The organism is Streptomyces sp. MAR4 CNX-425 (genome assembly GCF_048656465.1).
In the GTDB taxonomy this organism is placed as follows: domain Bacteria; phylum Actinomycetota; class Actinomycetes; order Streptomycetales; family Streptomycetaceae; genus Streptomyces.
The window spans coordinates 296,500-323,413 of record NZ_JBMDLF010000004.1; the positions used below are offsets into that span (position 1 = coordinate 296,500).

A 26,914-nucleotide genomic window follows, 5' to 3' on the forward strand; every position below is an offset into this window, starting at 1 on the left:
CCGCCGCACCCAGAAATTCCCACCCGATAGCGGGTGGCAGAGGACTCACTGTTCCCGAATTCACCGGTTTCGGCCCCTGTCGTTTTACCCGCCGCGCACCGTCGACGGCGAACCGCCGGCCGTCGAGATCACTCGCTCCCGCACCGTCAGCCTGTACCGGGCGCCCGGGAGAGCCGCCGACGACGGCCGCGTATTCGTCGACCGCCCACACCCCGCCGGCGTACCCCGGCGGGCACCGATCCGACGGCCCCCCACCGCACCGACGGCGCACCGGGACCGCTGAGAGGAGCCGTACCACATGAAGCGGACACTGATCATCGGGCTCGGCCGGGCCGGCCTGGGACTGCACTGGGCGGTCCTGCGCCGGCTGCGCGCCGCCGGGCGGCACCCCGGCCTCTTCGCCCCGGCACCCGTCCTCTCCCTCGATCCGCTCGCCCCCTCCGCACCTGCGCCCGCCGGGGAGTTGAAGGCCGTCTCCTCCATCGCCGAGGCACGCGGCCTGCTGGACCCCGAGCACACCGTCGTGCACCTGTGCACGCCGCCCGTCGCCCGCCTCGGTCTGCTGCGCGAGCTGGCCGCGGCCGGCTTCCGCCGGATCATCGTCGAGAAGCCCCTCGCCGCCGAGCGGCGTGGCGCACAGGACATCCTCGACCTCGCCCGCGCCGAGCGGCTGCACCTCGCGGTCGTCGCCCCGTGGCTCGCCAGCTCCCTGACCGCGCGCCTCGGCCGGCTGGTCGAGGAGGGCGAGATGGGCGAGCTGCGCTCCATCGACGTACGGCAGAGCAAGCCGCGGATGAGCCGCACCCTCGGCGACGAGGGCCACCCCACGGCGTTCGACGTGGAACCGCCGCACTCCGTCGGGGTCTGCCTGCGGCTCGCCGGCGACGCCGTCCTGGCCGGCGCCGAACTGGCCGACATGCGCGTCGGCGACACCGTCGTCGCCGGCATGGGCCGCGCCGAACTCCTCCTGCGGCACCGGTCGGCCACCAGCCGGATCACCTCCGACCTCACCGCCCCCGTCCGCGAGCGCCGTATCCAGCTGCGGTTCACCGGCGGCCTGGCGGTCGCGCACTACCCGGGCGCCCAGGACGACCACTACGCCCAACTGCGGTTCGGCCGCAACGGCCGACCCGGGACCCGGGAGGTCTTCCCCGACGACGCGCTGTCCGCGTACTTCGTCGACGCCTACCGCGCGCTGCGCGACGGCACGGATCTGGCACCCCAACTACACAACGCCGCCCGCGTGGTGGAGCTGCTCGCCGACGCCAAGGAGGCCAGCCGCCGCCCGGATGAGGCGGACACCCTCCCGCCCGCCGCACCGTCCGGGCGGAGCGTGAGCCATGCGGGCTGACACGCCGGCCGGACCCGCCTCCCGCAGCCTCCGGCCCCCGGCGCCGCCCGGCATCCGCTTCGCCGGCGTCGGTGACGAGGCCGCCCCCGGCCTCGCCGGCCAGATCAGCGCCGTCCGGCGGCTCGGCTGGACCGCGGTGGAGCTGCGCGACATCGACGGCACAGCCCTCGCCGACCTCGGCGCCGCCGCGTTCGACCGTACGGCCGCGGCGCTGCACGAGGCGGGCCTCGACGTGGTGTGCGTGGACTCCCGCATCGCCAACTGGGCCCGCCCCGTCACCGGCGACTTCGAGCTGGACCGCGCCGAGCTGGCCTGCCTGGCGACCCGCTGCGCCACGCTCGGCACCCGCTACGTGCGCGTCATGTCGTACCCGAACGACCCCGACGCCCCCCTCGGCGAACCGGAGTGGGCCCGCCGGACCGTGGCCCGGATGCGGCGACTGGCCCGGCAGGCCGAGGACGCCGGGCTGGTGCTGCTGCACGAGAACTGCGCCGGCTGGGCCGGCGCCGACGCCGCGCGCTCGCTGCGGCTGCTGGCCGAGGTCGACAGCCCGGCGCTGCGGCTGGTCTTCGACACCGGCAACGGCGTGGCGTACGGCTACGACGCGTACGACCTGCTCGCCGAACTCGTCGATCACGTCGAGCACGTCCAGGTCAAGGACGCCCGCGCCGAAGCCGGCGAGGCCGTCTACACCCTGCCCGGCGAGGGCACGTGCCGGGTCGCCGACTGCCTGCAGTTGCTCCTGGACCGCGGCTACACCGGCTACTGGTCCATCGAGCCGCACCGCGCCGTCCGCCCCCACGAGGGCCGTACCGACGCCGGCCGGGACGGGGTCGCCGGGTTCGTCGAGTACGGCCGCGCCCTGGAGGTCCTGGCTGCCGGGCTGACCCGGAAGGCGGCCCCGTGAGCGGCGTCCCGCTGGCGCCCGCGGAGCAGAGGCTGTTGCTGCACCTGCTGGAGCTGCCCACCGCCGGCCCGCTGGAGGGCGGGCAGGAACCGCTGCTGTGGGAGGCCCAGCGCGCCTACGCCGACGCCGCCGCGCCCCTCGGCTTCGGCGTCGTGCACCACGCCGCCGCCGACCCGGCGGAGCTGACGGACGACCAGGTGCCGCTGGCCGTACGCCGGGCCGTCGCCGCCGACCCCGGGTTCCTCGCCGTCCAGCCCTCCCTGGTGCTGGCGCTCGGCCCCGCGCTGCCGCAGGCGGACACCGTGATGTTCAACGTGCATCTGGACACCGTCGCCGGCGTGGAGCCGGCCGGCTTCGACGGGCGGCGGTTCACCGGCCGCGGCGCGACCGACGCCAAGGGCCCCGCCGTGGCGCTGCTCGCCGGGATCCGCGCCGCCCTCGACGCCTGCCCCGGCCTGGCCGACGGCACCCGCGTGCTCATCCAGGCCGTCGCCGGCGAAGAGGGCGGCGCCATGGGGGTGTTCGGCACCCGCCCGCTGATCCGCCGCGGCCTCTACGGCCGGCTCAACCTGTTCTGCGAGCCGACCGGTCTGCGGCTGCTGCCGCGCGCCACCGCCGCGATGACCGCCTGCGTACGTGTCGACGGCGACGACGCCATCGACGACCGGCCGGCCGCCGGCCACAACGCCACCGTCCTGCTCGGCCACCTCGCCCAGCGGCTCGCCACCCGGCTCCCGGAGCGGGCCGGCGGCGGGCAGGTCTGCGTCGCCGGCCTGCACACCGGCCACCTGCACAACCGGGTGTACGGCAGCGGCCGGCTGCTGCTCAACTGCTCCTATCCCGACTCCGCCGCCGGCCGGGCCCTGGCCGGGCACCTGGAGCGCGAGGTCACCGACGGGCTGCGGGAGTTCACCGCCGCCTATGCGGGCCACCGGGACCTGGCCCGTACCGCGGCCGACGCCGCCGCGATCACCCGCGTGGAGTGGCACAAGCGCGGCCTGCCCGCGCTCGCGCCGGCCGACGACCCGTGGGCGGCCGAGCTGCTGGAGCGTGGCGGGGACGTCGTCCCCTGGCCGGCCGACGAACCCGCTTTCACCTGCGACGCGCTGTGGGCGGCGGGCCTGCCCGGCACGTACAGCGCGGTCCTCGGCCCCGGCGACCTCGACCGCAACCGCGCCCACGCGGCGGGGGAGTTCGCCGAGCTGTCCGATCTCGAAGCCTTCGCCGGGGCGGTGAGCGGAATCCTCACCCGGTTCGCCGCCCGGCGCCACGCCGTCACGGGAGGAACCCGACAGTGACCCAGCCGACCGACGCTCCGCCCCGCGGCGGAGTGAGCGTTCCCCACGACGCCCTCGTGGCCTTCACCGCCGAGGTCTTCGCAGACCGCGGGGTGCCGGCGGCGCGGGCGCGCACCGCCGCCGAGGCGCTCGTCCACGGCGACCTCACCGGCACCACCTCGCACGGCCTGGCCAACCTCACCCGGCTGTACCTGCCGGCCCTGGACGCCGGCCGCATCGACGCCGCCGCCGAACCGGCGAAGATCACCGACACCGGTGCCGCCGTCTACCTCGACGCGCGCCGCTCCCTCGGGCTGTGGGCCGCCACCGAGGCGCTGGAGCTGGCCGCCGACCGCGCCCGGGAGTCCGGCGTCGCGATGGTGACGATGCGCGACGCCACCCACTTCGGCTGCGCCGGCTACCACACCGCGCGTATCGCCCGGCGCGGCATGGTGGCCGTCCTCGCCTCCAACTGCGGCCGGCAGCGCATCGCCCGCCCCCCGGGCGGCCGGGCGGCGATGCTCGGCACCAACCCCTTCAGCGTCGCGGCACCGGCCGGCGACCGGCCCCCGTACGTGCTGGACATGAGCACCACCGTGGTGCCGACGGGCCGGGTGCGCGCCGCCGCCCGCGCCGGCGAGCCGATCCCCGAGGGGTGGCTGGAGGACACCGAAGGCCGCCCCGTCACCGACCCGCACGCGCTGGACTCCGGGGAGGGCTTCCTGCGCTGGCTCGGCGGCGACCCCGCCACCGGCGCCTTCAAGGGCTACGGGCTCGGCCTGATGGTCGAGGTGCTGGCCGCCCTGGTGCCCGGCGCCGGACTCGGCCCCGCGCCCGAGGCGCTGACCGGCGACGGCCGGCCCACCGGGCAGGACGACGACATCGGCCTGACCGCCCTGGTGCTGGCCCCCGGGGCGCTGCGGCCCGAGCCGGACTTCCGCGGCGACGCCGACGGCCTCTTCGGCGCCCTGCTGGACTGCCCGCCGCTCGACCCCGCCCGCCCGGTCGGATACCCCGGCCGCCCCGAGGAACTGGCCGCCGTGCACCACCGCCGCACCGGCGTGCCGCTGTCCCCTGAACTCCACGCCGAGCTGACCGCCCTGGCCGACGACCGCGGCCCGGCCTTTCCCGAGGCGGGTGCCCGATGAGCCGGCCCGCCGCCCCGCGCCGGCGCGTCGGTCTCATCGGCCTCGGCGTCATCTCGAAGTTCTACGTGGCCGCCTTCGACCGGCTGCCCGGCCTGGAGCTGGCCGCCGTGTGCGACCTGCGGCCCGCCGCCCTGGAGCCGTTCCGCGGCTCCGCCGCCTGCTACCAGGACCACGCCGGCCTCCTCGCCGACGCCGCCGTCGACGCGGTGGTGGTCAACGTGCCCAACGACGCGCACGCCGCGGTCTGCACCGACGCCCTCGCGGCGGGTGTCGCGGTCTGCGTCGAGAAGCCCCTGGCCACCCGGGTCGAGGACGGCCGCGCACTCGCCGCGCTGGCCGCCGGCAGGGGCGTCGCCCTCCTCACCTCCTTCCACCGCCGCTACAACTCCTCCGTCCAGCGCCTGCGCCACGAGGTCGCGGCCGCCGGCGCACCCGTGCGCTCGATGACCGTCCGCTATCTGGAGCGCATCGAGGACCACGCCGGCAGCGACCGCTGGTACCTCGACGCCGAGCGCTGCGGCGGCGGCTGCGTCGCCGACAACGGCCCCAACGCCTTCGACCTGGTACGGCAGTTCGTCGGCGACGTCGGCCTGGAGACCGCCGACGTCGAACGCGACGAGGCCGGCACCGACCGCCGGGCCGCCGTCGTCCTGGGCGCGGCGTCCGGCGCGACCGCCCGCGTCGAACTGGACTGGTCCTACCCCGGCGAGGTCAAGGACGTCGAGGTCGAGCTGGCCGACGGAACCCGGCTCTACGCCGACATGCTCGCCGGCCACCCGGAGTTCAAGGCGTCGCTGTGGCACGAGTACGTCGGCGTGCTCACCGACTTCGAGAGCCGGCTGCGGGCGCCGGACACCGCCGACGGCGGACTCGCCGCCCTGGAACTGGTCGACGCCGTCTACCGGGCGGAAGGAGCCCTCCGGTGAACCCGCACGAGGACGGCGCCAAGCGCGCCGTGCCCGCCACCGTCGTCAAGGTGCTGACCCACCGCCGCGAGGAGCGGGGCATGCGGCTGGAGGAGTTCACCAGCCGCTGCGTGCGCGCCGGCGAGGTGCACGAGCTGGTCACCACCGACCAGACCGGCAGCCCGCCCGGCGCCCGCATCGACCGCGTGGGCTTCCTCGGCTTCGCCGAGATCCAGGGCGCCGGGGTGGTCGACCGGGGCGACGAGGTGTGGATCGGAGACCGGCTCGTGGGCACCGTCCTGGGCTTCGACGCCTGCCACTTCCCCAACCACTACAACGTGCTGATCGGAGTCGAGCACGTGGTGACCGGGCCCGATCTGGCCCTGGACCCGGAGGCGCGGGTGTCGTTCCGCCAGTCACCCCTCCCCGGCGTTTCGCCGGCAACCCACTACAGCAGAAGGGCGCTGTCCGTATGAGCACCGTCGTCAGCATCGACGTGACACCTCCGCACGACCCCGACGCCGTCTGGCGGCTGGAGGGCGAGTTGTTCCTGCCCGCCGGCGACCCGCCCGACACCGTGCAGCTGCTGCTGTCGGGTCTCACCTACGACCGCCGCTACTGGACCGCCCCCGGGGCCCTCGGCTACACGCGGCACGCGGCCGGCGAGGGCTACGCCGTCCTGGCCCTCGACCGCCCCGGCACCGGCGGCAGCGTGCACCCGCCCGCCGACCAGGTCACCGTGGACAGCAACGTCGCGGCCGTCCACCAGGTGATCGCCGCCCTGCGGCGGGGCGCGCCCGGCCTGCCGGCGTTCCGCCACGTGGTGGCCGTCGGCCATTCGCTCGGCTCCGGGATCGCCCTGATCGAGTCGACCCGCCACCGGGACCTGGACGCCCTGGTCGTCACCGGACTGATGCACGCGTTCGGCCCGCTGTACCCGGAGGTGATCCCCGCCCTGTACCCGGCCGCCGAGGACCCGCTGCTGGCGCCGGCCAACCCCCCGGAGAACTACCTGACCACCCGGCCCGGCCGCCGCGCCGCACTCTACGAACACCACGCCGGCATGCACCCCGGGATGTCCGAGTACCACGAGGAGACCAAGTCGACCGTGACCAGCGGCGAGGGCTTCACACTGGAGGCCATCTACCAGCCGGAGACGGCCGCCGGCGTGAACGTACCCGTGCTGCTCGTGATGGGGCAGGAGGACCGGCTCTTCGGCGGTGGCGACGCTTCCACCGACGACGCCGAGTCCGTCGTGGCGTACGAGCGGAAGTTCTACACGGGCACCACCGACCTGGAGGCGTTCGTGGTGCCCAGGGCCGCGCACTCCCTGAACGTCCACCGCACCGCGCCCAGCTGGTACCGCGCCGCCCACGAGTGGCTCGCCCGGCGGGGTCCGGCGCATGAGTGAGGCGGCGGGGCCGGGGACGGCCGACCTCACGGCGGGCCGGGACGGCGGCAGCCGGGCGATCGTGCTGGGGGGCAGCCTCGCCGGGCTCTGCGCCGCCGCCGCGCTGGCCCCGCACGTCGACCGGGTCACCCTCGTCGAACGCGACCGCTACCCCGACGAGCCGCGGTGGCGCCGCGGCGTACCGCAGGCCCGGCACACCCACAATCTGCTCGGCGCCGGGCAGCGCGCCCTGGAGTCGCTCCTGCCCGGGCTGCTCGGCGAACTGCGCGACCTCGGCATGGTCGAGGTGCGCATGCCGGAGGACATGCTGCTGCTGATGGCGGGCGGCTGGGTGGAGCGCTTCGAGAGCCGGCACGTCGTTCTGTCCGGCTCCCGCGACCTGCTCGACTGGGCCGTCCGGCGCCGGCTGCGCCGGCTGCCCAACGTGCGCGTGCACGAGGAGACCGAGGCCGTCGGGCTGGTCGCGGGCGGCGGCGCGGTCCGCGGCGTACGGGTCCGGGAGCGGGACGCCACGGCGCGCACCGGCTGGGGGCAGCCGCACGAGCTGGGCGCCGACCTCGTCGTGGACGCCACCGGCCGCGGTTCCCGCGCCCCGGCATGGCTGCGGAGCCTCGGCTACGAGAGCCCGGAGAAGACCGTCGTGGACGCCGGCTGCGCCTACGCCACCTGCATCTTCGAACCGCCGCCCGGACACGCCGCCGACTGGAAGTGCATCCTGCTCCAGTCCACCCCCGCCGAACCCCGCGCCGGCATCCTGAACCCCATCGAGAACAACCGCTGGATGGTCTCCGTCGCCGGCCTCGGAGGCGAGCGCCCGCCCCTGGACCACGCGGGCTTCGTCGACTTCGCCAAGGGCCTGCGGAGCACCGTGCTGTACGAGGCGATCCGCGACGCCAAGCCCGTCGACGAGGTGTACGGGTCCGGCCGTACGGAGAACCGCAGGCACCACTACGAACGGCTGTCGCGCTGGCCGGACCGCTTCCTCGTCCTCGGCGACGCCGTCGGCGCCTTCAACCCGGCCTACGGCCAGGGCATATCCGTGGCCGGAGCCAGCGCCCTGGCCCTGCACCGCGCCCTGCAACGGGCCGGCACCCGTGCCACCGGCCGTATTCCCGCCGGCCTCACCGGACCGCTCCGCAAACGGATAGCCCGCTGCGTGGACGACGCGTGGACGCTCTCGGGCAACGCCGACCTGGCCTACCCCGGAGCCGCCGACGGCCCGCTGCCGCTGGCCGCCCGGCTCGGCAAGCGGTACACCGACCGGCTGCTGAAGGTGGCGACCGCCGACAGGACGGTGGCCACCGCCCTGTTCGACATGACACACCTGCTGGCCCCGCCGCACGTCGTCCTCCGGCCCCGGGTGCTGGCCTCGGTCCTGCGTGGACCGAAGCGCACCCCGGCCCCCGCCACTTCGCCGCCCGGCCCCACCCGCCTCGGCAGTCACCGGGGCGGAGACGCATGAACCGCACCCGGCCCCACCGGGCCGGCCGACAACCTAGGGAGACCGCATGACGACGGAGCCCGAGCGCATGGTGAAGGTCTACCGCAAACGGGCCAAGCGCTACGACCTGACCTCCAACCGCCTGTACCTCATCGGCCAGCGCACCATGGCGTACAAGCACCTCGCCCTCGAACAGCTCGCCCTGCGGTCCGGTGACACGGTCGTCGACGTCGGCTGCGGCACCGGCCACAATCTGCCGCTGCTGGCGCGGGCGGTGGGCCCGGCCGGGCGGGTGATCGGCGTGGACCTCACCGACGCGATGCTGGAACAGGCTGAGAAGCGGGTCGGGGAAGCCGGGCTGGGCGGTCAGGTGTCACTGGTGCAGGAGGACCTGACGACGTATCAGTGGCCGGAGAACGTCCGCGGCATCATCGCCTGCTTCTCGCTCACGCTGATCGCCGAGTACGCCAAGGTGGTCGAGCGGGGCTACGAGGCTCTCCAGCCCGGTGGGCGGTGGGTGGTGCTGGACTACAGGCTGCCCCGCTGGTGGCCGGATCGGCTGATTCCGGCGCTGGGCCCGATGATCGCCCCGTTCGGGGGTGACACCAGCATGGTGCAGCGCCATCCGTGGGAGCCGGTGGAGGACGGCGCGGTACGCCACCACACGCAGACCCGTTACGGCGGCTGGGTGTACGTGACGACGGGCGAGGCGCCTTGAGCGGTGGCCACCGGGCGGCCGGCGGCGTCGTCCGGCCGCCCGCGTCTCACGCACCCGGACCCGGCTCCTCGCCCCAGACCTGCTGTCCCGCGTCGTAGAGCGGGATGTTCCCGGCGGGTGTCGGCTGGTCGGTCAGGCCCTGGTAGGACCAGTCGTCGGTGGGGTCCCAGCCGGTGCCGCCGGTGATGCGGAACTGCACCTCGGCGCGGTGCTGGGACTGGCCGCCGGGGAAGATCTCCTTCCCGGTGCAGTCCAGTTCGACGTAGTAGAGGTCGCCCTCGGCCTGGAAGGGGCCGCGCAGCGGGGAGGGGCATTCGCTGTAGCCGGAGAACAGGGTGAGGTCGGCCGGGTCGACGCCCTCGTCGAGGGTGAACCAGTAGCGGAAGGCGCCCTGGTCCAGCATCCGCGCGGGGAAGCCGCTGCGGTTGCGGACGGTGGCCTTGACCTCGGTGAAGCCCGCGCCCTGGGCGTTCAGGGACGCCTCGACGTACATCTCCGGGCCGTCCGGCTCCTCGGGCTGCGGGAAGTCGGGCAGGGGGCTGCCGCCGTGCCGTTCGACGAGGGCGGCGAGCGCGCCGGACAGGCCGGCGTTGTAGTCGGTGGCGACCTCGTTGGCGACGTAGTCCTGGCGGCTGTCGGTGTACTGGTCGTCGGGGCCGGAGGGGCCGCCGACGAGGGCGCCGTAGAGGACGTGGCGGTTGGTCTCGGGTGCGGTGATCCGGTCGGTCCAGGAGCCGTGGGCGGTGCGGTGGTGCGGGTTGCGCGGCGGGTCGGTGCCGAAGCCGACGACGTAGCTGGAGCCGCGCGGGTTGTCGCCGAGGGCGTAGTCGATCTGGCCCTCGCCGAAGGCGCGGTAGCGCTCGGCCCGGTCGGGGTCGGAGGCGGCGAGCCAGTCGCCGTAGACGAGGGCGACGAAGGCGGTGTTGGCGGCGTAGCGCAGGGAGCCCCAGCTGTCGAGGACGGCCTGGCCGCCGGGTGAGTACGGCACGCGCTGGCCGTTCACGCCGGTGGTCCAGAAGTCGAGCCAGCGGTTGGCGTCCTGGACGTACCGTTCGTCGCCGGTTTCCATGGCCAGCAGGGCGTAGGCGCCGTAGGACTTGTCGTCCCAGGCCAGGGTCCAGCGGTAGCTGCGGGTGTCGGTCTGCGGCTCGGTGCTGAGCTTGTCGTACTCGCTCTCGGCCTTGGCGAGATAGGAGGCGTCGCCGGTCGCCTTGTAGAGCCAGTACGCGCCCCAGACCAGCTCGTCCTGGTAGCCGGACCAGGAGCGGTAGAAGTTGCCGGCGGGCACGCAGTCCGAGTAGACGCCGCGGTGGGTGTCGGCGAAGTCGTACAGCTGCTCGGCGTGCCGGACGAGGGTGGCGGCGTACGCGGGGTCGTCGTCGGCGAAGAGCAGCGAGGACGACGCCATGGCGGCGGCGGTCTCGCCGGCGACGTCCGAGCCGGGGCAGCCGGGGTGTACGCGGTGGGCGGGCCGCTCCATCGGCATGACCTCGGCCGGTCCCCACCAGCGGTGGTCGGCGTCGCCGTCGCCGACCTGGGCGTAGAGGACGTCGGGCTCGGGGTGTGCGCGGATGAAGTAGTCGTTGACCCAGCGCAGATTGTCCTTGAGGTGCGCGAGCTGCCCCGACTGCTCGTAGCCGTCCTCCGCGGCCAGCCCGCCCCACGCCAGCAGGGTGGTCGTGAACGCCATCGGGAAGCCGAACTTCACGTGGTCGCCGGCGTCGTACCAGCCGCCGGTGAGGTCCAGGCCGACGTCGGAGCCGTCGTCGAGGGCGGAGTCGCCGCGCCAGGAGACGCGGTTGCCGTCCGGGAGGTCGCCGGAGCGCTGGGCCTCGTAGAAGAACATGGACTTCTGCAGCGCCTCGGCGTAGTTGAACCCCGCCTCCGGGGCCGGGGCGGCGGCCGCCGCGGGGGCGGCCGCCGCGGGCGGGGCGAGCAGTCCGCCGCCGAACACCACGCCGGCGGCCAGCCCGGCGACGAGCCCCGTCCGGACGCGACCCCCTCGGCGGGGGCCTCTGCGGCCGGTGCTGCGGGCGGGTCGGGCGGAGGGCGAAGTCGACATGCTGGCGGCCCTTCTGCTTCCGTGGTCGGCGGGTCCCGGCAGGTATGGGAGCGCTCCCATACCTGCCATGCTCCTCTCGTGCCGTGCTCACGTCAATGAGTCCGGCGGCGGAGGAGGGGGCCGGCGCCGATGGTGCGCGCGCGGGCGGCTCAGGCGTGTCGGCGCGGCGGGGTGCGGCGGCGCCGCGGTCCGCTGGCGGGCGCCCGCGGGCCCCGGCGGCCGCAGCTGCCGCCGGGGCCCGCTACCGCACGATCGCGGCCTGGGGAAACGTTACGGCCAGATCGAGTCGACCCATTCCGGGTGGTCGATGAACGGGTTCCGGTTGTGCTGGATCCGGTCGAAGATCACCTGGTTGCGGTTCTTCTCGAAATCGCTCGGCGGATCCTGGTCGTTCCACTCCTTGAGGACCGAGAGCCTGCCGATGGCCGGCGAGGAGCCGTTGTCGACCTGGTCGTTGGGCTCCAGGTCGGCGAAGCCGTCGTCGCCGTCGTAGCGGACGGCCATGTAGAGGATCATGCGGGCGACGTCGCCCTTGACCTCGTCGCGGGGCTCGAAGGAGTCGTCGTCGGTGTAGTTCCCCGGGGCCTGGTCGACCGGGCTGCCGCCGTGGTCGAAGTCCTTGTTCCCGCGGGTGCTGTTGACCGTCACTTGGGTGGGGCGCAGGTGGTGCACGTCGGTGCCCGGACCGGTCGACGTGCCGAAGTCGCCGTGGCTCTTGGCCCAGACGTGCTCGCGGTTCCAGTCGTCGACGTCGCCGCCGTGGGAGTCCTTGGTGCGCGAGTCGCCGCTGTAGAGGAGGATGACGTTGCCCGGGTTCTCCGGGTCCTCGTCGGTCTCCATGAGCGCGTCCCAGACCTGGCTGTACGGGATCCTGGTCTGGTCGCTGATGATCGTGTGCAGGGCGCTCTTGAGCTCCTCGCCCTCCTTGCCGAGCGCGTCCTCGTAGTACGTGTCGTCGTACGCGCCGGCGGAGGCCGTCGCGGGTCCGGCGGGCGTGGTGGCGGCGGAAGGCAGCGTACCGGTGGCCGCCGCGGCCAGGGCCACGGCGGAGATCAGCGCGGCGCGCGATATTCGGGACGGGTCCACGGAAGTACCTCTCTCCGGGAGTTGACACCTGCCGCTGCCGGGTGTGGGGGGGGGCGGCACGTGGGCCGGCCGGGTGCCGGACCTCCAACGAGAGTGACAGCACGCGCAGTTGGCCACAAGGACGTACCCGCAGGTGGCCGCGCGTAGACCTGGGTGCCCGTGCGGCCGCGGCGGCCGCCCGGTGGCCGTACGCGGCGTTCCGCCCGGGAGAAACCGGATCCGGCTCGACAGGAAGTGCAAACGGCTCGCGGCCGGACGAAGAGCCGCTGCGAAATCACCGGGGATCGCAACTCCGGCATGTCCGGTACGCGAATGTCCGAGCGAATTCCGGACGGCGGCACTCCGGGTGGCCGGATATGACAATTTTCTGCCGGAGGCCGGGGTCCCGGATTTCCCGGTGCGGCCGCCCCGCGGGCGCCCGGGTCGGCGGGCGGTGAATTTCACCCGGATAAGGGTCCTGACCAGTGCACGCATTGGAATGTGTATATGCATGGAATTCTTGGTGGCGGCGGCCGTTCCGCCCCTGAAATGCAGGGTTGACGCCGGTCGGGGTGCGCTATAGCGTCCGGGTGGTTCTGCGGGCTGCCGACACGCCCAGCCGGAACGGGGGCTAGTGCAACAGACCTATCCGCCAATCGGGACGACCTCTCGTGGCGGCGTGTGTGCGTGCTGGGAGAGGGACACGTGGCTGACACCATCACCAGGCTCTATGCCGAAAGATGCGCGGAAGAGAATTCACCGCTCCGGAATGCCGCGCGCAAACTCGATCTCCCGGCCGTGTACGCCGAGTCGTTCGGCCGGGTGCTCCTGGACCGCCCGCTCTTCGCGGACCGGACGGAGATCGAGGAGTTCGCCGGCGATCTCCGGCTCCTCTTCGGCGCCATGACCTCGCTCCCCGACCGCCTCTACGACGGCGATTTACGCGCGTACTGCGCGGCCATCGGCATGGACGCCCGGCTCGCCGGGCTCATGTGCCGGGGCGCGGCGCCGCGCCCCGTGCTGCACGCCCGGGCCGACGCCTACCACGACGGCACCTGCTTCCGCCTGCTGGAGCTCAACGTCGGCAGCGAACTGGGCGGCACCGACACCGCGCAGCAGAACCGCGCCTGGCTCCGGGTGCCCGAGTTCGCGGCCTTCGCCGAGGAGCACGGGCTGCGCCACCTCGACACGGCGCCCCGGGTGGCCGACGCGCTGCGCCGCGCGGCCCGGCCCGTCACGGACGGCGGCGAACCGGTCGTCGCGCTCATCGAGAGCACCGGCGGAATCGCCGCCCACGAGCACGTGTTCACGGCGGTCCGCGAGGCGATGGCCGCCGAGGGCGTCGACCTGCTCCTGGGCGAGATCCACGAACTCGCCGAGCGCAACGGCAAGATCACCCTCCGGGGCACCCCGCTGGACGTGATCCTGCGCTACTTCGTCGCCGGTGAACTGCTCGACGACCCCGTGGGGCAGGACGTCCTCGACCTGCTCATCCGCGCCGACCGGGAGGGGCGGACCGCGCTGTTCCTCCCCCTGGACAGCGGCGTCTACGCCAGCAAGGGCAGCCTCGCGCTGCTCCACGACCCCGCCGTCCGGGCCGGGCTGACCGAGCAGGAGCGCGCCGCCGCCGACCGGGCGGTGCCCTGGACGAGGCTCCTCGGCGAGGGCCTCCAGTCCGGGGGAGACCGCGCCGGCCTGCTGGAGCGCTGCCGCGCCGAACGCGCCGAGCTGGTCGTCAAACCCGGCGTCGGCTACGGCGGCGTCGGCACCGTCGTCGGCCACGAGACGGACGACGCGGGCTGGGCCGCGGCGCTCGACGCGGCGGGGCCGGACGCCGTCGTGCAGCGGCGGGTCCGCCCCGCGCCCGAGCCGGTCGTGGACGCGGCCACCGGGCGCACCGAGGACTGGGCCGCCAACTGGGGCGTCTTCGTGGACGGCGACGGGTACGCCGGAGGGTTCGTCCGCGCGCTCAAGCAGACGCAGGGCGCGGTCATCTCCTTCTCCAACCCGGGGACACGCAGCAGTTGCGTCTTCACGGCAGGCTGACCCGGTGTCCGGGCCCGGCCCCCCGCCGACCGGTCGAACCCCCCACACCCCGCTCATCCGTCGTCCAGGGCGCCACCGCCCTGTTCTCGCACGCACCCGGCCGCCCGGGCCGCGCCCCGCAGCGCGGGCGGACCGCGGTGAAGGGACCGCTGATGTCCGAGTACGCCCCCGAGGGGGAGGGCCTTCCCCACATAGTCGTCATCAACCGATGGCGCGAGCACTACGCCGACTACGCCGACTACCTCGACCACACCACCCACCGGGTCACCTACGTCTCGACCGACGTGGGGCTCGGCTCGGTACCCGCTGAGGCGGCCGGGACCGAGCTGGTCGCGGCGACGGACGACCTGCCGGCCGTCCGCGCCGCCGTCGCCCGCCTCGCCGGCCGGCACGGCGCCCCGCGCGCCCTCGTCGCGCTGAAGGAGGACGACCTGCTGGTCGGCGCCCGGCTCCGCGCCGAGTGGGGGCTGCCGGGCCCGCGCCCCGACGGCCTGCTGCGGTTCCGCGACAAGTACCTGATGTGCCGTGCGGTCGCCGAGGCCGGACTGGCGGTGCCCGCCTTCGCGGCGGCCGCCCACCCCGACGACGTCCGGGACTTCGCCCGCCGCGAGGGGTATCCCGTCGTGCTCAAGCCCCGCGTCGGCAGCTCCAGCGCGGGCGTCCGCATCCTCGACGGCCCGCAGGACCTCCCCGGGGACGGCGGGTTCGCCGAGCCGATGCTCGCGCAGAGCTTCGACGGGCGGCCGATCCACCACGTCGACGGGATCTTCGACGGCACCCGTACCACCCGGCTGCGGGTCTCCCGGTACCTCAACACCTGCCTCGGCTTCCGCGAGGGGGCGTTCCTCGGCTCCGTCGAGGTGGACGACCCGGCGGTGGTCCAGGCGGTCGAGGCCGCCGCGACCTCGTACCTCGCGGCGCTCACGGACGACGTCACCCCCTTCCACCTGGAACTCTTCGTCGCCCCCGGCCCCGAGGGCGTCCGCTGCTCCTTCCTGGAGGTCGGCGCCCGGGTGGGCGGCGCGGAGATCCCGTTCATCTGGCGCGAGCTGCACGGCTACGACCTGATGCGGGCCGCGTTCGACATCCAGCTCGGCCGCCTCCCCGCCGCCACCGGCGCCCCGCGCACCGGCGAGGTGGGCGGCTGGCTGCTGATCCCCGCCCCGGCGGCCCGGCCCTGCCGGATCACCGGCGTCACCTCGATGACCGGCCTGTCCCCGGGCCCGTACGCCGAGGTGGTGCTCAGCCCCGGCGGCGTCCTGCCGGAGGCGGACGCCTACTACGAGCACGTCGGCGGCCGGTTCCGGTTCCGGGGCCGTACCAGCTCCGAGGTGGCCGAGGCCCTCACCCGCACGGCGACGCGCTTCCGGGTCAGCGCCGAACCCCTTTCCGGGCACCGCGCGGCGGACCCCCGCCCGGGGACCGCGACCCGGTGCACCACCGACACCGTTCCCCTGGATGTGACCGGATGAAGGACTACTCCGAACAGATCCTCGAGGGCGAGGGCGAGAACGACTACACCCGCTACATGCGGACCGACGCCCTGCTCTCCCTCCAGCGGGGGCCCGGGGAGTGGGTCCACCGCGACGAGATGCTCTTCCAGATCGTCCACCAGACCACCGAGCTCTGGCTGAAGCTCGCCTGCGCCGAGGTCGCCGAGGCGACCCGGCAGATCGAGGCCGGCCGGCTGGAGACCGCCACCCGCCTGCTGGGCCGGGCCGCGCTGGGCGCGCGGCTCGTCACGCAGCAGCTGGAGATGATGCGGCAGCTCTCCCCGTGGGACTTCCAGACCATCCGCACCATCCTCGGCCACGGCTCCGGCGCCGACTCGCCCGGCTGGCGGGCGGTCCGCAGCCACAGCCGGGTGATCGGCGCCGCCTTCGACAAGCTCGTCGCCGACCGCGGCATCGACCTCGCCGAGGTCTACCGCACGGGCGCGGACACGCCGGAGTACCGGCTCGCGGAGGCGATGATCGACTGGGACGACCGGATATCCCTCTGGCGCGTCCAGCACTTCAAGGTCATCACCCGCATCATCGGGCACCAGTCCGTCGGCACCCAGGGCACCCCGGTCGACGTGCTCGCCAAGCTGATCTCGCACAAGCTCTTCCCCGAGCTGTGGCACCTGCGCACCGAGCTGACCGCCACCGGGCCGATGGGCGACCAGCCGGTACGGGAGGAGCCGTGAGCACCCGCACCGCGGCACAGCAGGCCGCACCGGCGCCGCGCCCCCAGGAGCTCCGGGGCGGCGCCGTCCCCGTACGGGAACGCCCCGGGCATCCCGCCGGCGCGGCGCCCGCCGCCCCGCTCGGCCCGGAGGAGTTCCGGGCCGCCTTCCCGGCGCTGGAACGCACCACCCACCTCGCCGGCTGCGGCCTCGCGCCCCGCTCCACCGCGCTGGACGAGGCGCTGGCGCAGATGCTGGAGGCCATGGCCGCCCACGGGGCGCCCTGGCACCTCTTCGAGGAGCGCACGGCGCAGGCCCGGGAGCGGTTCGCCGCCCTGGTGGGAGCCGCGCCCGAGCAGATCGCCGTCGTCCCGAACGCCTCGGTCGGCGCCTACCAGGTCGCGTCCACCGCCGACTGGAACCACCGGCCGCGCCTGGTCACCACGCCGCTGGAGTTCCCCTCCCTGGCCCACGTCTGGCTGGCCCAGCGGCCCCGCGGCGCCGAGGTCGTCTTCGCCGGGGACGCCGAGGACTACCCGGCCGCCGTCGACGGGCGCACCCGGCTGGTGTCGGTCCCCATGACGGGCTATCAGGACGCGCTGCGGATGCCCGTCGCGGACATCGCCGAACTCGCCCACGCGCACGGCGCCGAGCTGTTCGTGGACGCGTACCAGGCGGCCGGTGTCGAACCCGTCGACGTCGACCGGCTCGGCTGCGACTACCTGGTCGCCGGCACCTCGAAGTACCTGCTGGGCCTGCCGGGGGTGGCCTTCCTCTACGCCCGCCGGCCCGGGGCGGGCGCGCTGCCGCCCGCGCTGACCGGCTGGTTCGGCCGCCGCGACCCGTTCGCCTTCGACCCCCGGACCCTCGACTTCCCCGAGTCGGCGCGCCGCTTCGAGACCGGCACCCCGCCGGTGCCCGCCTGTTACGCGGCCGCCGCCGGGCTCGCCCTGGTCGCGGGGACCGACCCCGCCCGGGTGCGCGCGCATGTGCGGACCCTCACCGCGGCCGCCGCCGAAGCGCTGCGCGCCCAGGGCGAACGGGTCCGGGAGATCCCCGCCGACCGGCGCGGCGCCCACATCGGCATCCTCGACCCCCGGCCGGCCCGGCTCGCCGAGGCGCTGTCGCGCCGGGGCGTCGCGGTCAGCGCCCGGGGCGACGTGGTCCGTGCCGCTTTCCACTACTACAGCAACGCCGACGACATCGCCTCGCTCTGCGAGGCGCTGCGGGAGCACAGGTCCCGCTGAGCGCACCACCGCCGAACCGCTCCCACCACAGTGGCAGGAAACATGTTCACAGCCGAACTGGCATCCTGGGCCCGCGACCCGGACCCCGGGAGGTTCCCCTACGACGCTGTCGTACGCGAGTACCAGCGCGTCGGCAAGCACTTCGTTCCCGCCGAACTGCTCCAGAAACTCACGCGGGTACGCGACCTGCTGCCGACGATGCACGGTCCGTGGCCCGACGTGCGCGCGCTCGCGACGTTCCTCGACACCGCGCTGGACAAGGCCGACGGCCGCTACGACTACCCGACCTACCTGGCGCTGCCGGTCCTCGAACTGCCGGGCCTCGACGACCCCGTCTCCACCGCGCCGTTCGCCCGCTCCCGGTGCGACCGGCTCATCGGACAGCTGGTCGCCGACGCCCTCGACTTCGAGCTGACCGCGCTGGACGGGCTGAGCGTGCGGCTGCCGGAGATGCGCCCGGACGAGGACCTCGTCCTCAAGCGGTGCAAGCACGCGCTGCGGGCGGTCCTGCCGGCCCTCGCCCGGATGGCGCTCGACCAGGGCGTCACCGCCACCGGCCACATCGACCGGGCCCGGCAGGTACGGGGCCTGATGCACGCCGACATGTCGCTCGCCGAGCGGCGCGCCGTCCAGCTGAGCCTGCTGCCGGTGTACGTCTCCCACGACGAGTACATGTTCCTGCGCGTGCTCCAGACCTTCGAGACCACCTTCCGCCTGCTCGCCCTGCACCTGCGCGCCGCCATCGACGCGCTCGGCGGGCGGCGCGTGGCGGAGGCCGTCCACTTCGTCCGGGGCGCCGAGGGTGCGCTGCGGGAGTCCGCCCCGCTCTTCTCCATGCTCGCCACCATGCAGGTCGGCTCGTTCCGCACCTTCCGCGAGTTCACCGAGGGCGCGAGCGCCATCCAGTCCCGCGGCTACAAGCTGGTCGAGGCGCTGTGCCGCACCCCCGACCGGGAGCGGGCCGAGTCGCCCGCCTTCCACTCCGTGCCGGACATCCACGCCCGTCTCGCCCACGGCCACCCGACCCTGGACGACGTGTACCGCGAGGCCCGCGACTCCGGCGACCTCGGCCCGGAGGAGACCGCGGCCGTGGAGTCGGCGATGAACGGCTTCGCCGCGAGCCTGCACCGCTGGCGCGGCACCCACTACCGGCTCGCCGTGCGGATGCTCGGCGAGGCCACGGGCACCGGCTACACGGAGGGCACCCCCTACCTCGCGGCCGTGCGCGACATCCCTGTTTTCCACCACGCCACCCCCGTGGGCGACGAGACCGTGAGGGCACGATGACGACACTGGAAGCACCCGTGGGGATCGTCGGAGCGGGGCCGGTCGGCCTGGTGGCCGCGCTGCGGCTGGCCGGTCTCGGCGTCCCGAGCGTCGTCGTGGACGCCAAGCCGTCCCTGGTCAAGCAGGGTTCGAAGGCGTGCCTCATCCAGGGCGACGTGCTGGAGGTCCTCGACAAGGCGGGCTGCGCCGACCCCGTCGACGCCGAGGGCGTGACGTGGCGGACGGCCCGGACGTACGTGGCGAACGAGCAGATCCGCTCCGTCACCCATCCGAAGCCGCTCGGCTACGGCCCCTTCGTCAACATCTCGCAGTACCGCATCGAACAGGTCCTGGCCGAACGCGCGGCCGCCGACCCCCTCGTGGACCTGCGCTGGGACCACCGGGTCGAGGACGTCACCCAGGACGCCGCCGGCGTCACCCTCACCACCCGGACGGGCGCCGCCGAGCAGATCCTGCGCGTACGCCACCTGGTCGCCTGCGACGGGGTGCGCAGCACCCTGCGCGAGCTGCTGGGCGTCGAGTGGACCGGCTACACCCACAAGGACCGGTTCCTCATCACTGACATCCGGGCGAAGCTGCCGCTCGCCAAGGAGCGGCACTTCCACTACAACCCGTCGTTCAACCCCGGCCGCCAGCTGGTGATGCACCCGCAGCCGGACGACATCTGGCGCATCGACTGGCAACTGCCCCCCGACGCGGACATCGACGCCGAGCGCGCCGACGGGCGTTTCGACGCCCGGGTGCGCGCCGTCATCGGCGACATCCCCTACGAGGTCGACTGGGTCAGCACCTACCGCTTCCACCAGCGGGTCGTCGCCCGGCTGCGCGTCGGGCGGGTGCTGTTCGCCGGCGACGCCGCGCACGCCCTGCCGCCGTACGGCTCGCGGGGCATGAACAGCGGCATCCAGGACGCCGACAACCTCGCCTGGAAGCTCGCCCAGATCGAGCGGGGCCTGGCCGGCGAGGAGCTGCTGGAGAGCTACCACACGGAACGGTACGCCGCCGCGCGGGAGAACCTGCGGATCACCGAGGCCACCATCCGCTTCATGGTCCCGCCGCACCCCCTGCGCCGGTGGGCCCGCGCCGTACTGCTGCGCCTGTCGAAGGTCCTGCCCGCGGCCGAGCGGCGGGTCAACAGCGGCCGCATGGCCGAGCCCTTCGTCTACCGCGATTCGCCCCTCATCCCGGGCGCGGCGGGCGACCCGCTGCTGGGGCACTTCGCTCCGGACGCGCCGCTGGCCGGCGACGGCGGGCCCGACCGGCTGCGCCGGCTGTTCGGGCACTCCTTCGTCGGGCTGCTCGTGGCGCCCGACGCGGCGGGCGCCGCGCGGCTCGCCGCCGCGGCCCGCTCCCGCCCGTGGGCCGTCGCCGCCGACCTCGTCGCCGTGCTGCCGGCCGGCGCCCCGGCCGAGGGGCTGCCCGACGGCGTACGGGCCGTGCACACCGGCCCCGAGGGGCTGCCCGCCGGGTACGCCGGTGACACCCCCGGGTGGTGGCTGGTGCGGCCCGACGGCCACCTCGCGGCCCGCTCCACCCGCGGCGACGACTTCGCCGCCGCCCTCGCCACCGCCGCCGGCTCGCCCGCCGAGGACGGCACGGAAGACGGCACCGCAGAAGGCCCCGAGGGCGACGGCCGGGCGGCCGCCGCCCCGCTGAAAGGAGCGCAGGCATGACCGCGCAAGCCCCACCGTTCGCCTGGCTCGACGGCAGCGTCGTGCCCTGGGACGAATGCGTCCTGCACGCCCGCGGCCAGGGGGCGTTCTGGGGAGCGAACGTCTTCGAGGGCCTGCGCGTCTACCGGGACCCGGACGGCACGCGCCAGGTCTTCCGGATCCAGGACCACCTCGACCGGCTGCACCGCTCGATGAAGAGCCTGCACATGGAGATCGAGTACTCCGACGAGGACCTGACCCGCGCCTGCATGGACCTCGTCAACGCCAACGACTTCGACGCCGACGCCCACGTCTGCGTGGTCGCCTACTTCGGCCTCGGCGCCACCTTCGACCCCATGGCGCCGACCACCGAGACCGGCGTCCACATCACGTCCACGCCGGTCCCGCGCGCCGCCGCCCACGACCGCGGGGTGGCCGCCGCGGTCTCGTCCTGGCGGCGCATCAGCGACGACACGATGCCCCCGCGCATCAAGACCGGGGCCAACTACCACAACAGCCGGCTCGCCCAGCACGAGGCGCTGCGCAACGGGTACGACACGGCGCTCCTGCTCAACCAGCGCGGCACGGTCGCCGAGGCCCCCGGCTCCTGTGTGGTCGTCGTCCGCGACGGCGAGCTGATCACCCCGCCCGGGACCAGCGGCGTCCTGGAGGGCATCACCGTCGACACGGTGGCCCGCCTCGCCGACGAGCACCTCGGCCTGAAGCTGCACCACCGCGAGGTCGACCGCACCGAGCTCTACGTGGCCGACGAGATATTCCTCTGCGGCACCATGTCGGAGCTGCTGCCGGTCACCAGCGTCGACCGGCTGACCGTCGGGGACGGCACCCCCGGGCCGCTGACCCGCGTCCTTCAGGGCCACTACGACGACGCGGTCCGCGGACTGGGCAAGCACTCGGAGTGGTGCACCCCGGTCCCGGCCCGGAAGGGCGGTGCGGCATGAGCGTGCTGACCGATCTGCTGGCGGCGGTGCGGACGGGCGCCGTCCGGGTCGTCGACCTGACCTCGCCGCTCAGCGAGGAGACCCCGATCATCGACCTGCCGCCCGAGCGGGGGCAGCCCTGGCCCTTCGGCCGCGAGGTGATCAGCCACTACGACGCGGCCGGACCCACCGTCTACTGGAACAACATCAAGCTCTCCGAACACACCGGCACCCACTTCGACGCCCCCGTGCACTGGCTCTCCGGCAAGGACGGGCACGACGTCTCGCAGGTGCCGGCCGGGCGGCTCGTGGGGCCCGCCGCCGTCGTCGACCTCACCCGGGAGGCCGCCGAGGACCCCGACTTCCTCATGCGCCGGGAGCACGTGGAGGCGTGGCAGGAGCGCCACGGCGCCCTGCCCGACGGCGGCTGGCTGCTGTACCGCACCGGCTGGGCCGAGCGGCAGGGCGACCCCGCCGCCTTCCACAACGGCCGCCACACCCCGGGCGTCGCGCCGGAGTGCGCCCGCTGGCTCGCGGAGGAGACCCCGCTGGCCGGGATCGGGGTGGAGACCGTGGGCACCGACGCCGGGCTCGCGGGCGACTTCCCCGACCAGCCGTTCCCCTGCCACTGGCACTTCCACGGGGCGGGCAAGTACGGCCTGACGCAGCTGCGGAACCTGTCGCTGCTGCCGCCCACGGGCGCGGTGGTCATCGCCGGGCCGCTGCCCATCGTCGGCGGCTCCGGCAGCCCCAGCCGCGTCCTCGCCCTGGTCGAGCACACCCCCGAAGGAGTCTGACCGTGGACGACGAGATCGGCTTCGAGCGCGGCAGCGACCTGATGCACCGGCACCTGCGGGACACCACGCGCCCGGCGGAGTTCACCCTCCTCGACCGCGAATGGGAGCTGCTCGACGGCGTGTTCAGCCCCACGTACACCCCGGTCACCGGCCTCTTCACCAGCTGGCTCCCCTTCCCTCCCGGGGGGTCCTTCCTGGAGATCGGCTCGGGCGTCGGGGTCGCCGCCGTGGTCGCGGCCCAGGAGGGCTGCGCGGTGACCGCCCTGGACGTCAGCGCCGCGGCGGTGGAGAACACCCGCCGCAACGTGGTACGCCACGGGGTCGCGGACCGCGTCCGGGTGCTGCACAGCGACCTGTTCTCGGCGCTCGGACCCGACGAGCGCTTCGACCTGATCTACTGGAACTCGAACTTCGCGGAACCGCCCGAGGGGTTCGTCAACGAGTCCGATCTGCACCACGCCTTCTTCGACCCGGGGTACGACGCCCACCGGCGCTTCCTCCGCGAGGCGCCGGACCGGCTCACGCCAGGCGGCCGGGTGCTGCTCGGCTTCAGCAGCATCGGTAACGTGGGGCTGCTGCGGCGGCTGGCCACCGACGCGGGACGGAAGCTCACCCTGTGGCGCAGTCAGCCGCGCGAACTGGACACCGTGGCACTTGAGTTCCAGATGTGGGAGCTGACCCGGGCCTGACGCCGGCCCGCCCGGCGGGCCGGCCGCCGCCCCCGCACCCCGATCCGACCGAAGGACGCCACGTGCCCCAGAACGACGACGCCCGCACCCGCTCGCTCCTCGCCGACCGCGGCCGGGGGGTGGTGGTCACGCTGAAGAAGGACGGCCGCCCCCAGCTCTCCAACGTCGACTTCGCCCACGACCCCGCGACCGGAGTCATCCGCTTCTCCACCACCGACGACCGCGCCAAGGTCCGCAACCTGCGCCGCGACCCGCGCGTCAGCCTCCACGTCACGACCCCGGACGGCGGCGCCTACGCGGTGTACGAGGGCACCGCCGCCCTGTCCGCGGTGGCGGCCGACCCCGGCGACGAGGCGGTCGAGGAGCTGATCGACGTCTACCGCGCCGTCCAGGGGGAGCACCCCGACTGGGACGAGTACCGCGCGGCCATGGTCGACGACCGTCGCCTCGTGGTCCGCTTCCGCATCGACCACAGCTACGGCTGGGTCCCCGGCCACTGACCCCGCCCGCCCGCACCCGGCCGGGCACCACCCGCCCGGCCCCGCCCCGATCCCGAGGAGTCCCGCCCATGCCCCGCCTGCACGTCGTCATCGCCTCCACCCGGCCCGCCCGCAACGGCCCGGCCGTCGCCGGCTGGTTCACCCGGCTCGCCGAGAAGCACGGCGGCTTCGACGTCCACGTGGTCGACCTCGCCGAGGTCGGACTGCCCCTGCTCGACGAGCCGCACCACCCGGCGGAGCGCAACTACACCCGGCAGCACACCAAGGACTGGAGCGCCTCGGTCGACGCCGCGGACGCGTTCGTCTTCGTCGCCCCCGAGTACAACTACGGCATGAACGCGGCGCTGAAGAACGCCATCGACTACCTGTACTTCGAGTGGCAGTACAAGCCGGTCGGCTTCGTCAGCTACGGCAACACGTCCGCGGGCCTGCGCGCGGCGCAGATGACCAAGCAGGTCGTCACCACGCTGAAGATGATGCCCGTGATGGAGTCCGTGGCGATCCACTACGTCGGCACCCACATCGCCGACGACGGCACCTTCGAGGGCACCGAGCAGATGGCCGAGGCGGCCGGCGTGATGCTGGACGAGCTCGCCCGCTTCGCCGACGCGCTGCGCCCGATGCGCGACGGCTCCGCCTGACCCGGCCCCCGATCCGGCCCTGACCCAGCCGCCCCGACAACGCCCGGAATCCGTGGAGGGAGACGCCGTGCAGCAAGGCCACATCATCCTGGTCGGAAGCGGAGGACAGCCCTACCGCGACTACGCCTTCCGGTCGCTGGCCGGACGGTACCGCCTGTCGGCCCTGCTGCCGGCGGAGCCGACCTGGCAGCGGGCGTACCTCCGGGACTGGCGCACCGCGGACATGTCCGACCAGGGCGCGGTCGCCGCGGCCCTCAAGGAGCTGGCCGGCGCCGACTCGGCGGTGCTCACCTGGGACGAGACGGTCCTGGAGGTCACCGCCGGGGCGGCCGAGGACCTCGGGCTGCACCACATGAGCGCCGAGTCGGCCCGCCGCTGCCGGGACAAGGCCGCCACCCGCGGCCTGCTGGCCGCGGCCGGCCTGCCGGCCATCCGGTACGGCCTCGCCCACACGGCGGGGGAGGCCCGGGAGATCGCCGAGCGGATCGGCTTCCCCGTCGTCGTCAAACCCCGCGCGCTCGCCGGCAGCGTCGGCGTCGTGCGCGTCGACGACGCGGGCGCGGTGGCCGCCGCCTTCGACCTCGCGGGCGGCGCCGCCTACGCCACCCTGCCGACCGGGCACGGCATCCTCGTCGAGGAGTTCCTCGACGGCCCGGAGATCAGCGTGGACAGCGCCGTCCTGGACGGCGAGGTGACCTGCGTGCAGGTGGCCGCCAAACGGCTCGGCTACGCCCCGCACTTCGAGGAGACCGGGCACCTGGTCAAGGGCTGGGACGGCACCGAGCCGTGGGCCGGCGAGGTGCGCGAGCTGGTGACGGGCGCCCACGCCGCCCTCGGCGTGGCGGCGGGCGTCACCCACGCCGAGGTCCGCCTCACCCGGTCCGGGCCCCGGCTGGTCGAGCTCAACGGCCGCCTCGGCGGCGACCTCATCCCGTACGCGGGGCAGCTCGCCACCGGCGTCGACCTGGTCCGGGCCGCGGCGGCCGTGGCGCGGCGCGAGCCCCCGGACCTGACCCCGGCCCGGTCCCGGACCGCCGAGGTACGGTTCGTCTACCCGCCGCACGACGGGCGGGTGGCCGCCGTCTCCGTCGGCCGCGCGGCCGACGTGCCCGGCGTGGTCCACGCCGCCACGCTCGCCGAGCCGGGCGACACCCTGCTGCTCCCGCCCCGCCAGCCGATACCCCGGCTCGCCGTGCTCATCGCGCGGGCCGAGGACGAGGCGGGCTGCGCGCGGATCCTGGACCGGGCCCGGGCCGAGGTCACCGCCGAGGTCGTCCCGGCGGCGGGGGAGCCGGGCAGATGAGCGTGCTCAGCCTCTCCCCGGCCAACCGGCTGATCGTCACCCACGGCCTCTCCTCCTTCTGCTTCGGCCTCGTCTTCCCCTACACCGCGATCTACCTCGCCGACGAGCCGGGCGTCGGCACCACCGGCGTCGCCCTGTTCTACGGGGCGGCAGGTGTCGCCAACGTCGTCGTCGCCCTGCTGCTCACCGGCGGCGTGCTGCGGCTGCCCCGGGTGGCCCTCGGCGTCCTGGGCACCCTGCTGTGGTTCTGCGGGTACCTGTCCATGCCCGTCGCCGACTCGCACGCCCTCGTGGTGGCGGCCGGCGTGACGGTCGGCTGCGGGCAGGGCGGCTTCCTCGCGGCGATCGTGCCGCTGCTCAACTCCCTGGTCACCGCCGACGAACGCCGGCGGGTCTTCGCCCGCCGCTACGCGGTCCTCAACGCCACCCTGGCGGCCGGCTCCCTCGTCGCCGGCGGCCTGACGCTGGTGCTGCCCCGCGGGGTCATCCCGTACTTCTTCGTCGCCAACGCGGTGGGCATCCTGCCGCTCACCCTCGCCATCCTGGTCGCCGGGCGGCACGCCCGGGACGCCGACGAGGAGAAGGGCGCGAAGGCGAGCGGGACGACGAGCGGGAAGCCGGGCGGGGAGGGGCCGCCGCTGCCGATGGCCGCGCTGGTCCGGCTGGCGATGCCGGCCGCCGCGGTGCAGCTCGCCGTCTACCTGTTCGGGTTCAGCCAGTTCGAGTCCACCGCCCCGCTGGTCTCCGAGCGGCTGATGGACATGGGCCTGTTCATGGTCTCCGTCCTGCTCTTCGTCAACGTGACGGTGATCGCCTCCGCGCAGCGGTGGGTGACGCGCGCCCTGGAGGGGCGCCCGGAGATCGAGGGGCTGCGGACCGCCGTCGCCCTGTGGACCACGGCCTACGCGGTGGCGGGCGCGACGGCCTTCCTGCCGTACGGGTTCCGCCTCGTCGGCCTGCTGGCCTTCGCCGTCGTCTTCGCGCTCGGCGAGTGCGCCTACTCCTGCTCGTTCCACCCGTGGCTGATATCCCTCGTCCCCGACCGGGAGCTGACCCGGGCGAACGCGCTGGCCAACTCGATGATGGGGGTCGGCAACTTCGCCGGCCCGTCGATCGGGGTGGCGCTCGTGGTCACCGGCAACGCGTCGGCCGTGTGGTTCGGGCTCGGCCTGTGCTGCACGGTCATCACGGTCGCCGTGGGGCTGCTCGCCCGCAGGCGGGCGGTGACGGTGGCGGCCTGACCGGGCCCCTGCTGGGGGAACCCGCCAGGAGATACCGGGCAAATCGTGGAAGGCTGGACATCGCCGCGTGTGGAGCCCGCGATGCGGGGTTACCCCGGGCGGTGCCCGAGCCCGACCG

24 protein-coding genes are annotated in these 26,914 nt (G+C 74.4%); 22 read left to right on the forward strand and 2 right to left on the reverse strand.

What is annotated here, in order from left to right:
- The first annotated feature begins 298 nt into the window (after window positions 1-298).
- The 9 genes from ACHZ99_RS14325 to ACHZ99_RS14365 are packed head-to-tail and all read left to right on the forward strand — an operon-like array spanning window position 299 to window position 9,158.
- On the forward strand, window positions 299-1,351 hold the full coding sequence (locus tag ACHZ99_RS14325) for a hypothetical protein (protein ID WP_420304923.1): 1,053 nt from the start codon (window positions 299-301) through the stop codon (window positions 1,349-1,351).
- Complete coding sequence (locus tag ACHZ99_RS14330; protein ID WP_420304924.1) at window positions 1,341-2,258, forward strand: sugar phosphate isomerase/epimerase family protein; 918 nt, start codon at window positions 1,341-1,343, stop codon at window positions 2,256-2,258. The genes ACHZ99_RS14325 and ACHZ99_RS14330 overlap by 11 nt, the downstream gene beginning before the upstream one ends.
- The gene (locus ACHZ99_RS14335) at window positions 2,255-3,556 is read left to right on the forward strand and encodes a M20/M25/M40 family metallo-hydrolase (RefSeq protein ID WP_420304925.1); all 1,302 of its coding nucleotides are present in this window, start codon (window positions 2,255-2,257) and stop codon (window positions 3,554-3,556) included. The genes ACHZ99_RS14330 and ACHZ99_RS14335 overlap by 4 nt, the downstream gene beginning before the upstream one ends.
- Window positions 3,553-4,683: an Ldh family oxidoreductase gene (locus ACHZ99_RS14340; protein WP_420304926.1), complete on the forward strand. Its 1,131-nt coding sequence runs from the start codon at window positions 3,553-3,555 to the stop codon at window positions 4,681-4,683. Before ACHZ99_RS14335 ends, ACHZ99_RS14340 begins: the two co-directional genes overlap by 4 nt.
- A complete protein-coding gene (locus ACHZ99_RS14345) occupies window positions 4,680-5,609 on the forward strand; it encodes a Gfo/Idh/MocA family protein (RefSeq protein ID WP_420304927.1) in 930 nt (309 codons plus the stop codon). The genes ACHZ99_RS14340 and ACHZ99_RS14345 overlap by 4 nt, the downstream gene beginning before the upstream one ends.
- Window positions 5,606-6,064 (forward strand): DUF6917 domain-containing protein, encoded by a 459-nt coding sequence (locus ACHZ99_RS14350; protein WP_420304928.1) that lies wholly within the window; start codon window positions 5,606-5,608, stop codon window positions 6,062-6,064. Before ACHZ99_RS14345 ends, ACHZ99_RS14350 begins: the two co-directional genes overlap by 4 nt.
- Window positions 6,061-6,999 carry an alpha/beta hydrolase gene (locus tag ACHZ99_RS14355; RefSeq protein WP_420304929.1) on the forward strand — a complete coding sequence of 313 codons (939 nt, stop codon included), beginning with the start codon at window positions 6,061-6,063 and terminating at the stop codon, window positions 6,997-6,999. Before ACHZ99_RS14350 ends, ACHZ99_RS14355 begins: the two co-directional genes overlap by 4 nt.
- Window positions 6,992-8,461, forward strand: coding sequence for an NAD(P)/FAD-dependent oxidoreductase (locus ACHZ99_RS14360; protein ID WP_420304930.1), 1,470 nt, complete (start codon window positions 6,992-6,994; stop codon window positions 8,459-8,461). Before ACHZ99_RS14355 ends, ACHZ99_RS14360 begins: the two co-directional genes overlap by 8 nt.
- A gap of 46 nt (window positions 8,462-8,507) precedes the next feature.
- The gene (locus ACHZ99_RS14365; protein WP_420304931.1) at window positions 8,508-9,158 is read left to right on the forward strand and encodes a class I SAM-dependent methyltransferase; all 651 of its coding nucleotides are present in this window, start codon (window positions 8,508-8,510) and stop codon (window positions 9,156-9,158) included.
- Window positions 9,159-9,204: 46 nt separating this feature from the next.
- On the opposite strand, the gene ACHZ99_RS14370 is transcribed toward ACHZ99_RS14365, so the two are convergent.
- Both ACHZ99_RS14370 and ACHZ99_RS14375 read right to left on the reverse strand, forming a co-directional pair.
- Window positions 9,205-11,220: a glycoside hydrolase family 9 protein gene (locus tag ACHZ99_RS14370; protein WP_420304932.1), complete on the reverse strand. Its 2,016-nt coding sequence runs from the start codon at window positions 11,218-11,220 to the stop codon at window positions 9,205-9,207.
- Window positions 11,221-11,490: 270 nt separating this feature from the next.
- Window positions 11,491-12,306 carry an endonuclease I family protein gene (locus tag ACHZ99_RS14375; RefSeq protein WP_420304933.1) on the reverse strand — a complete coding sequence of 272 codons (816 nt, stop codon included), beginning with the start codon at window positions 12,304-12,306 and terminating at the stop codon, window positions 11,491-11,493.
- Between the two features lie 777 nt (window positions 12,307-13,083).
- On the opposite strand from ACHZ99_RS14375, the gene ACHZ99_RS14380 reads away from it, so the two are divergent.
- The 13 genes from ACHZ99_RS14380 (at window position 13,084) to ACHZ99_RS14440 (ending at window position 26,796) form a co-directional block, all read left to right on the forward strand.
- Window positions 13,084-14,331 (forward strand): hypothetical protein, encoded by a 1,248-nt coding sequence (locus ACHZ99_RS14380; RefSeq protein WP_420304934.1) that lies wholly within the window; start codon window positions 13,084-13,086, stop codon window positions 14,329-14,331.
- A 152-nt stretch (window positions 14,332-14,483) separates the two neighbouring features.
- Window positions 14,484-15,803, forward strand: coding sequence for an ATP-grasp domain-containing protein (locus ACHZ99_RS14385; RefSeq protein WP_420304935.1), 1,320 nt, complete (start codon window positions 14,484-14,486; stop codon window positions 15,801-15,803).
- On the forward strand, window positions 15,800-16,519 hold the full coding sequence (locus tag ACHZ99_RS14390) for a tryptophan 2,3-dioxygenase family protein (RefSeq protein ID WP_420304936.1): 720 nt from the start codon (window positions 15,800-15,802) through the stop codon (window positions 16,517-16,519). Before ACHZ99_RS14385 ends, ACHZ99_RS14390 begins: the two co-directional genes overlap by 4 nt.
- Window positions 16,516-17,745, forward strand: a complete 1,230-nt coding sequence (locus ACHZ99_RS14395; protein ID WP_420304937.1) for an aminotransferase class V-fold PLP-dependent enzyme — start codon at window positions 16,516-16,518, stop codon at window positions 17,743-17,745. The genes ACHZ99_RS14390 and ACHZ99_RS14395 overlap by 4 nt, the downstream gene beginning before the upstream one ends.
- 42 nt (window positions 17,746-17,787) lie before the next feature.
- On the forward strand, window positions 17,788-19,032 hold the full coding sequence (locus tag ACHZ99_RS14400; protein WP_420304938.1) for a tryptophan 2,3-dioxygenase: 1,245 nt from the start codon (window positions 17,788-17,790) through the stop codon (window positions 19,030-19,032).
- Window positions 19,029-20,705: an FAD-dependent monooxygenase gene (locus tag ACHZ99_RS14405; protein ID WP_420304939.1), complete on the forward strand. Its 1,677-nt coding sequence runs from the start codon at window positions 19,029-19,031 to the stop codon at window positions 20,703-20,705. Before ACHZ99_RS14400 ends, ACHZ99_RS14405 begins: the two co-directional genes overlap by 4 nt.
- Window positions 20,702-21,646: a branched-chain amino acid transaminase gene (locus ACHZ99_RS14410; protein WP_420304940.1), complete on the forward strand. Its 945-nt coding sequence runs from the start codon at window positions 20,702-20,704 to the stop codon at window positions 21,644-21,646. The genes ACHZ99_RS14405 and ACHZ99_RS14410 overlap by 4 nt, the downstream gene beginning before the upstream one ends.
- Window positions 21,643-22,422, forward strand: coding sequence for a cyclase family protein (locus ACHZ99_RS14415; protein WP_420304941.1), 780 nt, complete (start codon window positions 21,643-21,645; stop codon window positions 22,420-22,422). The genes ACHZ99_RS14410 and ACHZ99_RS14415 overlap by 4 nt, the downstream gene beginning before the upstream one ends.
- Before the next feature lie 2 nt (window positions 22,423-22,424).
- Window positions 22,425-23,111 carry a methyltransferase gene (locus ACHZ99_RS14420; RefSeq protein ID WP_420304942.1) on the forward strand — a complete coding sequence of 229 codons (687 nt, stop codon included), beginning with the start codon at window positions 22,425-22,427 and terminating at the stop codon, window positions 23,109-23,111.
- Between the two features lie 62 nt (window positions 23,112-23,173).
- A complete protein-coding gene (locus ACHZ99_RS14425; protein ID WP_420304943.1) occupies window positions 23,174-23,611 on the forward strand; it encodes a PPOX class F420-dependent oxidoreductase in 438 nt (145 codons plus the stop codon).
- Window positions 23,612-23,679: 68 nt separating this feature from the next.
- The gene (locus ACHZ99_RS14430) at window positions 23,680-24,252 is read left to right on the forward strand and encodes an NADPH-dependent FMN reductase (RefSeq protein WP_420304944.1); all 573 of its coding nucleotides are present in this window, start codon (window positions 23,680-23,682) and stop codon (window positions 24,250-24,252) included.
- A gap of 67 nt (window positions 24,253-24,319) precedes the next feature.
- Window positions 24,320-25,555 carry an ATP-grasp domain-containing protein gene (locus tag ACHZ99_RS14435; protein WP_420304945.1) on the forward strand — a complete coding sequence of 412 codons (1,236 nt, stop codon included), beginning with the start codon at window positions 24,320-24,322 and terminating at the stop codon, window positions 25,553-25,555.
- Window positions 25,552-26,796: an MFS transporter gene (locus ACHZ99_RS14440; protein WP_420304946.1), complete on the forward strand. Its 1,245-nt coding sequence runs from the start codon at window positions 25,552-25,554 to the stop codon at window positions 26,794-26,796. Before ACHZ99_RS14435 ends, ACHZ99_RS14440 begins: the two co-directional genes overlap by 4 nt.
- The last annotated feature ends 118 nt before the right edge of the window (window positions 26,797-26,914 follow it).